Below are 15,198 nucleotides of genomic sequence, written 5' to 3' on the forward strand. Positions count from 1 at the left end.
CACCCTTTCCTTTTGCCTCTGGCGGTTAAGGGCCAAGGGCCGAAAGGTCAAGCGGGAAAGCTTACCAGCCCCCGCCTCCCCCGCCTCCGCCGCCACCGCCGGACGAACCGCCGCCGGAAAAACCCGAGGACGAGCTCGACGGCGGCGGCGAAGGGATCGTCGAGGCGATGGTCGAGGCCATCGACGAGGAGAAGCCGCCGATGCGATCGGAAAAACTGCCGCTGTTGAAATTGCCGGAATACCAGGCGGGCGCATAGGCGGCAGCCGCACCGGCCGCGGCTGCCGCAAGCCAGGTCTCGAAGGTGCGAGACCAGGGTTTTTCGACGCCGAGCGCCACGGCATAGGGCAGCAGCGTCTCGAAATGCCGCGGCGACATTTGCGGGGCGCCGGCTGTGTTCATCCGATCTTTCTCGGCCAGCGTCAGATATTGCCGCAGGCCGTCGATGCCGTCCATCATCTTGGCGCCGAGCGGGGTCGGCGCGCTCATGATGAAGAAATAGAGGATGTTCAAAAGCACGATGCCGCCGACGGCAAAGAGCATCGGCGTTTCATGCAGTTCCACCAGCGACGAGGCGAGCGCCATGACGACGACCGCAAGAATGCTGATGCCGACGAAAACGCCGACTGCCGTGGCGATGATGGCGATGATCTTGCCGAACAGCGACGTGCCGCGATGCAGCGACCTGACGAGGCCGGCAGCGAACACGGCAACAAAAACAGCGATGCCGGTCGGGATCAGCATCAGCGCGATGGTCTCCGGCTCCAGCGAACCATAGACGAACAGCAGCAGCAGGGCGGCGGCGCTGAGCGCGATGCCGCCTGCGGTATAACCGAGGTTGGAATTGTAATATTTGCCGCGGTGCTCCTTCTCGATCGCCGAACGGAAGGCCTGGCCAACGGATTTGACCCGCTCGCCATTGGCCTTGTCGATCGTCAGGGTCGAACCCGCACCGCCGGCAACCTTCAGCAATTCGATTTCACCGGCCTGGAATTTCTCCTTGCCGGGCGCTTTGCCGGTACCCTGGATGACGATCGAATTCTTCAGGTCTTCGAGCTTGACATAACCGCGGACGGCAAGATTGAGCGCCGTGGCCGACAGCGCGGTCCAGCCCTCGCCGGAGAAGCCCTTGTTGTCGATGTAGTTGACCAGCGCCGGCGAGATGCCATCAGGTGCGTCCCAGCGCGGCACGACGACGCCGCGGGCGGGATCGCGGCCGACTTTCATCCAGGACCAGGTGTAATAGGCGAAAACCAGGATCAGACCGCCGAAGCCGATGAAATAATTGCGGTTATCCTTCAGCCACCATGTGCTTTCCATATCCGCGCTCGGCGGATCGATCGACCCCTTCGGCATGCGGATGGCGAAGGTCAGGCCCTCATTGGCGGCAAGCGGCGCGGTGGTGGCAACGACCAGGCCGGCGCCGGTCTCTTCGACGCGGGCGTTCTTTCCCGTTCCGCCCTGAGGGCCGGTAAAGAAGACGGTGTCGGTGGCGGTAACATCCGGCGGCAGCGTCACCGTCGCCGTGGCCGAGCGGATCGGGAAGATCCAGCCGTTGCCGGTGACGTTCCAGTAGAGTTCGGCATGATCGCCGAAATAGTGGATCTGGCGGTTGGTCTTGTAGGTGAAGACATAGCGGTGGCGGCCCGGCGTCACCCTCACGTCGGCAGAACCGGCATAGATGCGGATGCCGCCCGAAATCGATTCGGTATGCCAGGGCTCATCCGCGCCGTCGCGCTGCACCGAGACCATATCGAAATCGACGCTGCGGCGGCGGTCTGCGGCATAGGTGAAATAGAGCGGGAAATCACGGAAGATGCCGTGATTGATCTGGTTGCCCTCGGCATTGACGGTGATCGTTTCCGTCACCGTCAATGCGCCGCTCTTTTCGAGTACGATGTCGGAGGCGAAACTGTCGATCACTTCGGCGGCAAAGGCCGCCGGAGCGGTGATCATCAACAGCAGTGCAAAACAAAATCCGAAAAACCGACGCCCCATCCCTGTCTCCCCACCGGCAGCTTCGGCTGCGCGTGGCCTCAATTTTTGTCCTGATATGTCACGCCGAGGGCGGCCAGCGTCCGCCAATAGGCGGGGAAGGTCTTGCCGACGCAATCGGGATCGAGAATGGTGATGCCGTCGATCTTCAGCCCGGCAAGCGCAAAGCTCATGGCGATGCGATGATCGGCGAAGGTATCGATATCCGCCGGCAGCATCTGTCCGGCAAGAGCTGGATCGGAATGGACGATCAGATCGTCACCTTCTTCAACCGCAAGTCCTTCATGAATGTTGTTCAGCCCGATCGATAGGGCGCGAATGCGGTCGCATTCCTTGACGCGCAGATTGGCGATGCCGACGAAGCGAACCGGCGTCTCGTTGAAGGCGGCAAGCACGGCAAGGGTCGGGACGGCATCCTGCATCTGCGAACCATCGATTTCGGCCGGCAGCTGCGGAAAACGGGCGATCATGTCGTAGGCGCGCGCGTCCGGCTGCGAAAAGGCGTCGGCCGGAATGCCGAGATCGATCGCGCCGCCGGTCAGGACTTCGGCGGCCCAGAGATAGGTCGCAGCCGAGGCATCGGGCTCGACGATGAAGTCGGCGGCACGATAGCCGGTCGGCTCGACGCGCCAGGTAACCGGGCTGGTCTTTTCGACCCTGGCGCCGAAGGCCTTCATCGCCGCCGTGGTCAGATCGATATAACCGAGCGCGCCGATATCCTCACCGACCAATTCGATATCGACCGGCCGGTCGCCGCCGGCCGCCATCATTAGCAGCGCCGAGACATACTGGCTGGAGAGGCCGCCATCGATGCGGATGCGGTCGGCCTGGAAGCGACCGGTGCCTTTGACGGTGACCGGCGGGCAGCCGGTATCGGCGCTCGCGTCGATGCCGAGCGTGCGCATCGCCTCGACCAGCGGGCCGATCGGGCGCTTGCGCATATGTTCGTCGCCGTCGACGATGACGGTGCCGTCGACCAGGGCGGCCGCTGCCGTCAGGAAGCGTGTCGCCGTGCCGGCATTGCCGAGGAAGAGCGGCGCTTTCGGCGGCATCAGCCTGCCGCTGCCGGTAACGACGAAGCTGGTATCATCGGGCTCGTCGATCGCGACACCCATGGCGCGCAGCGCATCGGCCATATAGCGCGTATCGTCGCTCTTCAGCGCACCGGTCAGCCGGCTCGTGCCCTTGGCAAGGCCGGCGAGCAGCAGCGCGCGATTGGTGATCGACTTCGAGCCCGGCGGCATGGCGCGGCCCGAAAGCGGCTTGTCCGGCGGAATGATCGTGAGTTTGGCTGTGGGTGTCATACTAAGTCTTCCGTCCATGGGGCGACCACTGCCGGCCGCAAATCTGCCCTTGCTCTTAATCGCTTTCCTGCAAAGGCAAAATGCCGGATCGTCAGAATTTCACGCTGGGGACGGCGCGATCGGCCTCATTGGTGATTTCGAAATATTCCCGCTTGGCAAAACCGAACTGGCCGGCGACGAGATTGGAGGGGAAGCTTTCGACCTTGACGTTCAGGTCGCGGGCAGCACCATTGTAATAGCGCCGGGCCATCTGCAACTCGCCTTCCATGGCTTCCAGCGAGGCCTGCAGCTCGGCAAAATTCTGGTTGGCCTTGAGATCAGGATAGGCTTCGGCAAGCGCGATGACCCGGCCGAGCGCCTGGCCGAGCAGCCCTTCCGCCTGCGCCCTGCCGGCGACATCGCCTGATGGCACGGCCTGCGCCTTGTTGCGAAGCGAAACCACCTCTTCGAGCGTGGTCTTTTCATGGGCGGCATAACCCTTGACCGTCTCGATCAGGTTCGGGATCAGATCGGCGCGGCGCTTGAGCTGCACGTCGATGCCCGACCAGGCTTCCTCAGCCATCTGCCGGGAGCGCACCAGGCCGTTGTAGATGAAGACGACGTAAAGCGCGATGACGACGATAACAGCGAGTATCACGTACATGCAGATGAGCTCCCCCGATTTGATGATCGCACGTTAGTGATTCGGTACGCCAAAGTCATCTTGGCGAAACAATTCTTCGCAGGTTCGACGAGACTTTAATGAATACCCTTGTGTTTAAGGGGTTATCAGCCAATCCGGAGCATAGGCATCCATCTTCTGGCTCTCTCGCCAGAGATTGAAGCGCTCGGTCCAGCGTTGCTCGACGTCAAGGGCGACGGCGAAGGGCAGATAGTGTTCGTAGCATTCCACCGACATTGCCGGGCCGCCGATCTCACCGCGGAAATAACGGTTCAAACTCAGGACATTTTCGCGGATCTGGCGCTGCTTCGACGTTGGCACACGCAACATTCTCCCGACCACGATGATGCCGGCGATATTCAGCAAGATCGCCACCAAATATGGCTGCTGCTCGCTGATCACCTCAGTCGTGCCAATGTAATAGAGCGATGCAATCATCACCAATGGAAGGCCGACATATGCACCGATCACTCCTCTGAAGTCCGGAGGTCCTGAAATCCGCTCAGGGTGCAGCAATGCTGTGACGACACCCAGAGATATCAGCAATACGCCGCAGACGGCGGCCGAAAAAATCAAGAGGCCCGCGAAATAGGCGATAGCGATGCCAAGAGCAAAAACGGAGAAAATGATTCGCAAAATCCACCGATCTCTGCCTCTGATCTTGTGATATTCTGCAGCAGCTGTCTTATGCAGTTCACCTTCGAGGCCATACCAAGCGTATAGAACCGTGTACCGATCACCGGCAGGCCGTTCTTTTTCTATTTGCTCAAATACCAGGCGTGTTGCATCGGGAAGGCTGTACCATCTGGCGCCGGTCACCTTGCGTTTCGCGCGCGCTTGCTTGCCAGACAAATCCGAGGCCTCGGCATCCTCGCCAAGGCTGGAAATGCGAAACTTTCGCTTTACGGCGAGATGGCAGACCGATGCCATAAAGGCTGCTTTCGCCGCGCCTGCCTTCCAGTTCCAAAACAGATAGGCTGCCAGAGCCGGTGACATGCTCTCCGTCATCTTGCTGTCGACAGCGGTCGCAGTTCCACCCGATTGCCATAAGGCCGCCGATCGCTTGGATACGAAAATACAGGCGATCAGCGGCCCAAGTATGCTTAGAAAAGCGAGAAAATGATCAGCGAGCCACCAGAGAACCAGCTTGTCGGTCGTAGCGTCTAGAAAGGTCCCGCCGGGATAGTCGATCTCGATGTCCGGCAGGATCCGATCTCCCTTACCTGCCGCGATAGATACAGTGATCTCGTTCAGTGTGTCCTGCATGATCTCGTAGGGAGGCGGGTCAAGCTGCGAGAGGCGCAGTTTTCCACCTGGCGGGATCATGACAGTTACTGTCTTTTTCGCAGTCTGATCATGAATGCGACCCATGTAGGCTGGCAGGAAAAGAACCTGGCGATCACCTTCCTGACGGACCAGGCGCCCCAGCCGATAGGCGACGTCTATCTTGCGAGCGCCCACGGGGAGGTCCGCACGGCAATTCTTGCAGTGCATTTCTCCGACATAGATAGAATAGCCCGGTACATTATTTTCCTTGAAGTAATGTTCGTCAAGGCCGTCACGCCGGACCGAAAACAGACTGAAATCCCGCCAGTGAACACCGCCTGACGCATCCTTGAAACGTTGAGGGATATCAACGTAAACGCCGCCGTAGTTTTCCGCCCTCTTGACCAGGATATCGAAACTTTCCGACACAAGGGCAGTGCCGTCGGTAGAGACGTCGATCGTGGTTCTCGCCGACTGGACGGCGAACTCCTTGTCGAAATCGCTGCACGAGGTCAGCAGGATGAGAATTGCGCATGACATCAGCCATGACAACAAACGCGGCACGTTGGCTGCGCAGTTTTCAAATGCGATTTTGAAATAAAGAATACCGCTCTTCAAAAGACAGACCGAATCTATACCTGATCGAAACACCGACAAGATAGTGGTCGAGCGGTCCGCGCAAAAGAAGCGCAGTCGCGGAAGCAGTGATTTTTTTCGAGGCGGCTTTTACGTCGACTCTTTCGAAAGGTTGACGCCGCCGGCGTCGGTCACCGGGAAGGCTCCGCCGCAGGCTTTGGCCCATCGCGAATCCCCTGCAATGAAGTAAATGTTTGTGCGAGACTACGCAGGATTCCGGGCTGTCATCAAACGCCGATATGCGCGAGAATTCGAGACGCCGTCCGCTCCGGCGAAAGGTCCGTCGTATCAATTTCGACTGTGTGTTCAGCCAGTCCGCGCAAGAGTTTATAGTTTGCCCGGAGCTGTTGCAGCCTCGCCGTATCCGTCAGCTTGAGCGCCTCGGATCGGCCGGGAGAGATGAGGCGCTTGGCATTCTCTTCCGGCGCGCAATCGAGGAGAACTGCGACCAGATCCGAGCCTCTGGCGGCAGCCAGATCGAGATACCAGGAGAACATCGCACTATCATGCTCGTCATCCGCAAGAGCATCGGTAAAGACGAAGCTTTCAGCCGGATCGGCGCGCACGGCATGGTCGAAGACCACTCGCCGAATCTGCTCGCGCAGTGATGCATGCAGAGGGTTGCCGCGGGCGAAAAGAGCCTCGGCCGGATTGAGCAGCGTGTGATTGTCGATGAGCCGCGCGCCGAGCCGTTTCGCCAGCAAACGGCCGACGGTCAGCTTCCCAGTGCCCGGCCAGCCGTTGATATGGATGATACGGCCGACAGGGTTTTGCGTCACGCCGCCTCTTTGGCCAGGTTTACGCCGCCGGCGTCGGTCAAAAGGAAGGCTTCGCCGCAGGCCTTGGCGAGCGTGCGTACCCGCAGGATATAACTCTGGCGCTCGGTGACCGAGATGACGCCGCGGGCGTCGAGCAGGTTGAAGACGTGGCTGGCCTTGATGCACTGGTCATAGGCCGGGAAGACGCATTTGTGCAGGCGCTGGTTGGCGTTGTCGGCAGGTGCGCCGGCATCGAGCAGCGCCCGGCATTCCTTTTCGGCATCGACGAAGTGGCGATGCAGCATCTCGGTATTGGCGAATTCGAAATTGTGACGCGAATATTCCTGCTCGGCCTGCAGGAAGACGTCGCCGTAGCTGATCTTCTCGTCGCCCTCGCGGCCGTTGAAGTTCAGATCGTAGACATTGTCGACGCCCTGGACATACATGGCAAGGCGTTCGAGACCATAGGTCAGTTCGCCAGCGACCGGCGAGCATTCGATGCCGCAGACCTGCTGGAAATAGGTGAATTGCGACACTTCCATGCCGTCGCACCAGCATTCCCAGCCGAGGCCCCAGGCGCCGAGCGTCGGGCTTTCCCAGTCGTCCTCGACGAAACGGATATCGTGCAGCAGCGGATCGAGACCGATCGCCGACAGCGAACCGAGATAGAGCTCCTGCAAGTTCGGCGGGTTCGGCTTCAGGATGACCTGATACTGGTAATAATGCTGCAGCCTGTTCGGGTTCTCACCATAGCGGCCGTCGGATGGGCGCCGCGACGGCTGAACGTAGGCTGCCTTCCACGGCTTGGGGCCGAGGGCGCGCAGCGTGGTGGCCGGATGGAAGGTGCCGGCTCCGACCTCCATGTCGTAGGGCTGCAGCACCGCGCAACCCTTGTCCGCCCAATAGTTATGCAGGGTCAGGATCAGCGCCTGGAAGGAGCGCTTCGGGTTCATATGGTCTGGCATAGCTGACATGAAACGGCACCGATTGCTTAGGGATTATCGGCGCGACAGGTGCCATGCAGGGCGGCAGGGGTCAAGAGTTTTGCGCGGGTGGCTGGTCGCCCAGGCCGAGATGGGAGAGGAATTCCGCCGCCATAGCCATTCTGCATTTCGCTGAGCGGCGCCACGATTCCCTTCTCCCCAGCGGGGAGAAGATGCCGGCAGGCAGATGAGGGGGTGAGCGGCAAAGCCGCGAATGCACTGAGCGCAAGCGAAGGGCAATCAATGGCGTGCCGTGCAGCCCCCTCATCCGCCCTACGGGCACCACCCTGGGCGAGCCACGGGTCTCGTCCGTCCTTCGGACCCCGAGGGGAGAAGAGGAATCGAAATGTTGCGGCTTGCCCTTCTCCCGCCGATACGCAGCACAGTGACGGCAGACGCAAGGAGCATTGCAAGTGCAGTCTATTCTTCCTCGCGCTTCAGCCGGTATTCCCCCGTCGCCGGGTCCTTGACCAGCGTGCCGATCGCGCCGGTCTGGCGCTCCTTTTCAGCCCGGCGCGACTTTTCGGCGAGCTTGCGGGCATCGGAGACGAAGCGGCGATAGAGCCACCAGGCTGAGAAGACTAGGATCAGAATGGTAATAAGCTGCGGCATGCCCCTCTCTTGCCCCCCTCAAAGCCCGAAACGGCTCCACAATGCTCTCTCTTCCGCCGCTTCGACAAGCCCCGTGGCAAATCCGGACGCCGCCCCTTCAAGCGACACCGGCGACACGCCGGGAAGACGGCGGCCGAGCAGGCCGCGGCCGGCGGTGACAAGCTCCAGCTTGGTCTTCTGGCCGTAGCGCCGCTTCAATTCCTGGCGCATGTCGCCGAGACCATCGATAAGGCCGAGTTCGAGGCCGCGGGTGCCGCTCCAAAACAGGCCTGAGAACACCGCGGCATCATCGCGCAGCTTGCCGGCACGGCGTTCGCGCACCATTGCTATGAAGACCTGGTGGATTTCGAGCTGCAGGCTCTTCAGGTATTCGATGTCCTTCTCCTTTTCCGGCTGGAAAGGATCGAGGATCACCTTGTTTTCGCCGGCGGTGTAGACGCGGCGTTCGACGCCGATCTTCTTTAAGAGTTCGGGAAAGCCGAAACCGCCGGAGACGACACCGATCGAGCCGACGATCGAGGTGGCGTCGGCAATGATCTCGTCGCCGGCCAGGGCGATCATGTAACCACCGGACGCGGCGACGTCCTCGACGAAGACCAGAACCTTCTTCTGCTTCTCGCGGGCGAGTTCCCGAATACGGGTGAAGATCAGGCGGGACTGGACGGGCGAACCGCCCGGCGAATTGATCGAGATGGCAACCGCCGGCGCGTCCTTCATGGCGAAGGCCTTTTCCAGAACCGGGGCGACATTGGCGAGATTGAGGGCCGGCCGGAACTGGCCGCCGCCGCTGACGATCGTCCCCTGCAGCCGGATGACCGGGATGGTGATGCCGTCCTTGCGGAACCGTTTCGGCAGCAGCTTTCTCAACAATCCAGCCATCTCTCATCCTTCGCTTCGGGTCGCACGATCATCAATCCGCGATCGGCATCCATGTATGCGCTGGAACGACAAACGCAATGGCCGCGTTCCTGAAAACATTGGGCCTGAAAACATCAGATTAATTTTGTTGTTGCGAATGACTTGCATTATCATTCTAATCCGTCATAGTGCGCACACGATAAACAGGTGGAAATGGCATGGACGCCCTGAATCCGAATGCAAGAAGCGGCTGGCGGCACGAACGCGGCGAGGCGTCGCTATCGGATGTCTACCGCACCGTCGGAACCGGGCGTCATAGCTCAAAATGGCGGCGGGCGGCCGCCTTCGCCGGACCGGGCTACATGGTCGCGGTCGGTTACATGGATCCCGGCAACTGGGCGACCTCGCTCGCCGGCGGCTCGAAGTTCGGCTATGCGCTGCTCACCGTCGCCCTTCTCTCCAACCTGATGGCGATCGTGCTGCAATCGCTCTGCGCGCGTCTGGCGATCGCGTCGGGCCGTGACCTCGCGCAGGCCTGCCGCGACGCCTTTCCGAAATATGTCTCGATACCGCTGTGGGCCTTTGCGGAAATCGCCATCATCGCCACCGATATCGCCGAGGTGATCGGCACGGCGATCGGCCTCAACCTGCTGATGGGCATCCCGCTCGAACTCGGCGTGCTGATCACCGCGCTCGACGTCTTCGTCATCCTCTTCCTGCAGAAGCTTGGTTTCCGCTGGGTGGAAGCCTTCATCATTGCGCTGCTTGGGGTCATCGCGATCTGCTTCGGCGTACAGATCCTGCTTGCCGACCCGCAATGGGGCGCCGTCCTCACCGGCTTCTTCCCGACGACGGAGATCGTCACCAATCCGGAGATGCTCTATCTGGCGCTCGGCATTCTCGGCGCCACCGTCATGCCGCACAATCTCTACCTCCACTCCGGCATCGTCCAGACGCGGGCCTACGGCCATACGGTTCCCGAGAAGAAGGAGGCGCTGACCTTTGCGACGATCGACTCGACGGTGGCGCTGTGCTTCGCGCTGCTGATCAACGCTTCGATCCTGATTCTCGCGGCTGCCGCCTTCAATGCGCATGGGAAGACCGATGTCGTCGAACTCGGCGACGCCTATTCGCTGCTGTCACCGCTGCTCGGTCTCGCCATCGCGCCGACGCTGTTCGGCATTGCGCTCTTATGCTGCGGCCTCAATTCGACGGTGACGGCAACGCTGGCCGGCCAGATCGTCATGGAAGGCTTCCTGAAGATCAGGCTGCAGCCTTGGGTGCGCCGGCTGATCACCCGCGCCATCGCCATCGTGCCGGCGGCGATCGTCACCATCTGGTATGGCGACCAGGGCACGGCCGAGCTTTTGATCCTCACCCAGGTGGTGCTCAGCCTGCAGCTTTCCTTCGCCGTCTTCCCGCTGGTCATGTTCACCGCCAGCAAGGCCAAGATGGGCGAACTCGTCGCCCCGCGCTGGCTGAGCGGCATCGCCTATCTGATCGCCGTCGTCATCGCCGGCCTGAACGTCAAGCTGCTCTTCGACTTCGTTACCGGCTAATGAAAGCACGTCGCCCGGATGTGAACGGCGGCCCGGGATATCGAAACTGAAGCGCGGCGCATCGACCTTGGTTGATGCGCCGCGCTTTGATTTGTCTACCATTCGTCGATCGATTTGGATCCATCAGGTCTCTGACTGCGGTTTTCCGATGCTCACCAGAGTTCCGATTTGGCCAGAAGATAGGCATCGCCGCTGTCGTCTCGGGCGGCCATGCCGGATTTCAACATGTCAAGCAGATCGGCGCTGAAGGCTTGCTCGCCGATCTCCGTCGTCAGTTGCAGGATCTCCTGTTGGACCCGATCTCGGTAAAGCGCCACCTGCGCGGCGTCATGCGGGATCCACTGATACCCCTTATCATTATAGGCGGCGACGCTGCCCAGAAGATCGAGCAGGTGCTTCCGCGGGTCGGATAGTGTCACAGATGATCCCTCGCCAATGAATCAGCGTTGATGCAACGCGCCTTCAAAGCCTGGCATGGGCCGCCCGGCCATTGTTGAAATCGTCGACGAGAGGGGAGAACTTGTGGCTTCCCTCCTGGTGCATGATCAGCGGCGCGCGCAGCGACAGCCGCGCCCGCGATCCCTTGATACCAGTCATCAGGATACGGACGGCGTTTTCGCCCTGGCGCGGATGAATGGCAGTGATTTCGATGCCGCCAAAACGCCGCCCGCAGGCGATAACGATCTCGGCGATCGATTCGGGCCTTGCGATCAGCGATAATTGCCCACCCGGGATCATGATGGCGCCGGCCGTGCGGAGCCAGCTTTCGAACAGGCCGTCGGTCATCGCATGGGCTTCGGCCTTCAGCGCATCCGGCGCGCGCCGGTCGCCGGCGTGGTTGAAGGGCGGGTTCATGATGACGTGGTGGAAACTCTCGTCGATGAGACCGGCATCGTTGCGCGCCTTGGCAGTCAGCGTCACATCGGCTTCAACGACGCTGACGCGGATGGCAAGACGGGCATTGCCCGGCAACAGGATGCTTCGCCGGGCATAATCGGCCATCTCGGCTGAACGCTCGAAGAGCACCACCTCCGCATCGGCAAGGCGCGAAGCGACGGCAAGGCCGGCCGCACCGGCGCCGGCGCCGAGATCGGCGACCCTGACCGACCGATCGTCGGCGACGAGGGCGGCAAGCAGCATCGCATCCATGCCGGAGCGATGGCCCCTGCCCTTCGGCTGTACCACGTGGAAGGCGCCGCGATGAAAGGCATCGATGGTTTCGGCAGGCTCCCCGGTCATCCCCCTCACTTCCTGTCGCGCAATTCGCCGCCGAGGCCGGCGTCGGTCAGAATGCGGCGCGCCTGATCGGCCATCTCCTCATCCACCAGCAGGCGGCGCGGCAGCATGCCGAGCGAACCTTCCAGCACGCTCATGCCTTGGTCGGCGATGAAGCAGTGAATTCCGGCATCCTTCATCAAACTCTCGGCAAAGGAGAGCAGAACGGGGTCGTTGGCACGGATAAGTTCATGCATTTGCCGTCGTTTTCCTTCCAATTTCGCCTTGCGCGACAATTCACCCCTTGCCGCGTCCATCGCCCCTTTCTATTGTCAGATGCAAAGAATGAACAGGAGTCCGGGTCGTTGGGCGTGGTCATACCGCTTGAAGAAAGCAAAAACAAACTGGCATCCATCAAGCCATTGGTCGATCTCACCAGGGCGGACATGGAGCGGGTGAACCAGCTCATTCTGTCCAAGGCCGGCTCCGATGTGCAGATGATCCCCGAAGTGGCGAACCATCTGATCTCGTCCGGCGGCAAGCGATTGCGGCCGATGCTGACGCTGGCGTCCGCCTCGCTGTTCGACTACAGGGGCGAAAACCACGTCAAACTCGCCACGTCGGTCGAATTCATGCACACGGCGACGCTGCTGCATGACGACGTCGTCGACGAAAGCGATCTGCGCCGCGGCAAATCGACAGCGCGGATGATCTGGGGCAACCAGGCAAGCGTGCTGGTCGGCGACTTCCTGCTCGGCCAGGCCTTCCGGATGATGGTCGATGTCGGCTCGCTCGATGCGCTCGACGTCTTGTCTTCCGCTGCCTGCGTGATCGCCGAAGGCGAAGTGCTGCAGCTTTCCGTCGCCAAGAACATGGAGACGACGGAGGACGATTATCTCTCCGTCATCCGCGCCAAGACGGCTGCCCTCTTTGCCGCTGCTGCCGAAGTCGGGCCGATCGTCGCCGAGGCCGGTCGCTCCGGCCGCAATGCATTGAAATCCTATGGGATGAATCTGGGGCTTGCCTTCCAGCTCGTCGACGACGCGCTCGACTATGGCGGCAAGGCGGCCGATCTCGGCAAGAATGTCGGCGACGATTTCCGCGAGGGCAAGATCACCCTGCCGGTCATCCTCGCCTATCGCCGCGGCACCGAAGACGAGCGCGCCTTCTGGCGCGATGCGATCGAAGCCGGCAACAGCACCGACGCCAACCTCGAAAAAGCGCTCGGGCTGCTCACCAAATACGGCACGCTTACCGACACGATCGGCCGCGCGATCCATTACGGCACCATCGCAAGGGACGCACTTGCGCCGCTGCCCGATACCGTGTGGAAAGCCGCCCTGATGGAAGTGATCGACTTCTGTATCGAGCGTGTCAACTGATCACACATGCTCGATTGCGGGCTGATTTTCTTGCAGCGCCGCTTCAAAAAAGCCATCCTGTTATGAATCAGTGAGCGCAACTGGTTTGCGACCGGCACCATCGTCGGGACGCTGTCGAAGAAAGGTTTCCTAATGCGGCAGAGAATTGCCATCCGTCTTCTTACGAGCGCAGCGCTTGCCGTTGTCCTTTCGCTGGGCGGTGTCGGCGGCGTCAACGCCGAGGATGCGGCCAAGGCGAGTGAAGCCGCAACAACCGACAGCTTCGATGCCGATAGCGTTACCACTTTCTCCGGCGCCTTCCTCGCGGCGCGCACGGCCGATGTCGACCATGACTATGAAACGGCGATCGAACTCTACAAAAAGGCGTTGCAGATCGAGCCCGGCAATCCCGAGATCCGCCAGCGGTTGATGATCTCGCTGCTGCTCAATGGCGACATCAAGGACGGCGTCAAATATGCCAACGACCTGAAGGGCGATCCGTCCGTCGAGCGCATTACCACGATCGTGCGCGGTATGGATGCCGTGCGCCGTGATGACTACAAGACCGCCGAGACCATCCTCAAATACAACGGGCCGAACGATCTCGACCGGATGATGAATGACCTGCTGCTCGCTTGGGCCCGCGTCGGCGCCGGCCGCGGCAAGGAAGCGCTCGCCATGGTCGAGAAAATGAAGGGGCCGGACTGGGTCCGCATCTTCCAGAATTATAATGCAGGCGCGATCGCCATCGCCACCGGCGACGTGAAATCCGCCCGAAAGCATCTGAACGATGCCGTGCTCGACAAGGAGGGAGGTGCGACGGCGCCCGACACCTTCATGCGCGCAGTGACGGCGCTTGCCCGTCTTGAAGCAACACAAGGCAATAAGCAGAAGGCGCTCGACGCCGTCTCGGTCGGCGACAATCTGCTGCCGAACTATGCGCCGCTGAACGCGCTGCGCGATAGTATCGAAAAGGATGAGAAGCAGGAACAGCAGGTCAAGACGGCCGAAGAGGGTGCAGCCGGCGTGCTGTTTTCGGTGGGCGGCGCGCTGAACCGCGACGGCGCCGAGGACATCGTCTCGCTTTACCTGCAGACGGCCAATGCGCTCGATCCGAACAGCGCCGATACGCTGGTGCTGCTCGGCGGCATCGCCGAGAAGCAGAACCAGATGGACCGCGCCATCGCGCTCTACAAGAAGGTGCCGGAGAATTCGCCGATGCGGCGCATCTCCGAGCTGCAACTCGGCCTTGCCCTTGCCCAGGGCGGCAAGGTGGACGAGGCGCGCAAGCACCTGCAGGCGCTGATCACCTCCGACCCGAAGGATATCCGCAGCTACCTCGCCTATGGCAGCGTGCTCTCCGACGCCAAGGATTACGAGGCGATGGCTGCCAATTACGACAAGGCCGTCGACGCGATTGGCCCCCTTCCCAGCCGCTCCAACTGGAGCGTCTTCTTCCAGCGCGGCATCGCCTATGAGCGGCTGAAAAGGTGGGACCAGGCGGAGCCGAACTTCCGCAAGGCGCTTGAACTCAATCCCGATCAGCCGCAGGTGCTGAACTATCTCGGCTACTCCTGGATCGACATGAACCGGAACCTCGACGAAGGTCTCGGCATGATCAAGAAGGCCGTCGATCTTCGTCCTGACGATGGCTACATCATCGATTCGCTCGGCTGGGCCTATTTCCGCCTCAACCGCTTCGACGACGCCGTCGACGAACTGGAACGGGCGGCCCAGATCAAGGCTGGCGACGCGACGATCAACGACCATCTCGGCGATGCCTATTGGCGCGTCGGCCGCAAGCTCGAAGCGGTCTATCAGTGGAACCGGGCGCTCGCCTCCGAGCCCGAGGCCGCCGAGATCCCGAAGATCAAGGACAAGGTCGCCAACGGCCTGCCGGCCGCCAACGACGACGCCAAAGCGGCCGACAAGAAGCAGCCGGATCCGGCACCGGTCACCCCGCCGCCGGTCGACAAGAAATCCTAACGGGCG

General features: G+C 61.2%; 14 protein-coding genes. 3 read left to right on the plus strand and 11 right to left on the minus strand.

What is annotated here, in order from left to right; all coding sequences use genetic code 11:
* Positions 1–61: 61 nt before the first annotated feature.
* The 8 genes from RCCGE510_RS19955 to RCCGE510_RS19990 form a co-directional block, all read right to left on the minus strand.
* Entirely contained in the window at positions 62–1,996 is a 1,935-nt protein-coding gene (locus RCCGE510_RS19955) for a DUF2207 domain-containing protein (RefSeq protein WP_007632936.1), read from the minus strand.
* A 38-nt stretch (positions 1,997–2,034) separates the two neighbouring features.
* Positions 2,035–3,297, minus strand: coding sequence for a 3-phosphoshikimate 1-carboxyvinyltransferase (locus RCCGE510_RS19960; protein WP_007632938.1), 1,263 nt, complete (start codon positions 3,295–3,297; stop codon positions 2,035–2,037).
* 91 nt (positions 3,298–3,388) lie between these two features.
* A complete protein-coding gene (locus tag RCCGE510_RS19965; protein WP_007632939.1) occupies positions 3,389–3,940 on the minus strand; it encodes a LemA family protein in 552 nt (183 codons plus the stop codon).
* A gap of 114 nt (positions 3,941–4,054) precedes the next feature.
* Complete coding sequence (locus RCCGE510_RS19970) at positions 4,055–5,764, minus strand: DUF2207 domain-containing protein (RefSeq protein WP_240539672.1); 1,710 nt, start codon at positions 5,762–5,764, stop codon at positions 4,055–4,057.
* 323 nt (positions 5,765–6,087) lie between these two features.
* Entirely contained in the window at positions 6,088–6,639 is a 552-nt protein-coding gene (locus tag RCCGE510_RS19975; RefSeq protein ID WP_007632947.1) for an AAA family ATPase, read from the minus strand.
* Positions 6,636–7,592, minus strand: a complete 957-nt coding sequence (locus RCCGE510_RS19980; protein WP_037079297.1) for a glycine--tRNA ligase subunit alpha — start codon at positions 7,590–7,592, stop codon at positions 6,636–6,638. The genes RCCGE510_RS19975 and RCCGE510_RS19980 overlap by 4 nt, the downstream gene beginning before the upstream one ends.
* Before the next feature lie 429 nt (positions 7,593–8,021).
* Positions 8,022–8,213 carry a hypothetical protein gene (locus RCCGE510_RS19985; RefSeq protein WP_007632949.1) on the minus strand — a complete coding sequence of 64 codons (192 nt, stop codon included), beginning with the start codon at positions 8,211–8,213 and terminating at the stop codon, positions 8,022–8,024.
* A gap of 18 nt (positions 8,214–8,231) precedes the next feature.
* Positions 8,232–9,092, minus strand: a complete 861-nt coding sequence (locus RCCGE510_RS19990) for a S49 family peptidase (protein ID WP_007632950.1) — start codon at positions 9,090–9,092, stop codon at positions 8,232–8,234.
* Positions 9,093–9,289: 197 nt separating this feature from the next.
* Here RCCGE510_RS19990 and RCCGE510_RS19995 point away from each other — a divergent pair, with 197 nt between their 5' ends.
* A complete protein-coding gene (locus tag RCCGE510_RS19995) occupies positions 9,290–10,630 on the plus strand; it encodes an Nramp family divalent metal transporter (protein ID WP_007632951.1) in 1,341 nt (446 codons plus the stop codon).
* A gap of 152 nt (positions 10,631–10,782) precedes the next feature.
* Here the strand turns inward: RCCGE510_RS19995 and RCCGE510_RS20000 are convergent, their stop codons facing one another.
* The 3 genes from RCCGE510_RS20000 to RCCGE510_RS20010 are packed head-to-tail and all read right to left on the minus strand — an operon-like array spanning position 10,783 to position 12,102.
* Positions 10,783–11,049, minus strand: a complete 267-nt coding sequence (locus RCCGE510_RS20000; RefSeq protein ID WP_007632952.1) for a hypothetical protein — start codon at positions 11,047–11,049, stop codon at positions 10,783–10,785.
* 43 nt (positions 11,050–11,092) lie between these two features.
* Positions 11,093–11,869, minus strand: coding sequence for a methyltransferase (locus RCCGE510_RS20005; protein WP_007632953.1), 777 nt, complete (start codon positions 11,867–11,869; stop codon positions 11,093–11,095).
* 5 nt (positions 11,870–11,874) lie between these two features.
* Positions 11,875–12,102, minus strand: coding sequence for a DUF2007 domain-containing protein (locus RCCGE510_RS20010; RefSeq protein WP_007632954.1), 228 nt, complete (start codon positions 12,100–12,102; stop codon positions 11,875–11,877).
* A 108-nt stretch (positions 12,103–12,210) separates the two neighbouring features.
* On the opposite strand from RCCGE510_RS20010, the gene RCCGE510_RS20015 reads away from it, so the two are divergent.
* Both RCCGE510_RS20015 and RCCGE510_RS20020 read left to right on the plus strand, forming a co-directional pair.
* The gene (locus RCCGE510_RS20015; protein WP_007632956.1) at positions 12,211–13,227 is read left to right on the plus strand and encodes a polyprenyl synthetase family protein; all 1,017 of its coding nucleotides are present in this window, start codon (positions 12,211–12,213) and stop codon (positions 13,225–13,227) included.
* Positions 13,228–13,359: 132 nt separating this feature from the next.
* Positions 13,360–15,192: a tetratricopeptide repeat protein gene (locus tag RCCGE510_RS20020; protein ID WP_007632957.1), complete on the plus strand. Its 1,833-nt coding sequence runs from the start codon at positions 13,360–13,362 to the stop codon at positions 15,190–15,192.
* Positions 15,193–15,198: the final 6 nt, after the last annotated feature.

The organism is Rhizobium sp. CCGE 510 (assembly GCF_000292525.1).
Lineage (GTDB): Bacteria > Pseudomonadota > Alphaproteobacteria > Rhizobiales > Rhizobiaceae > Rhizobium.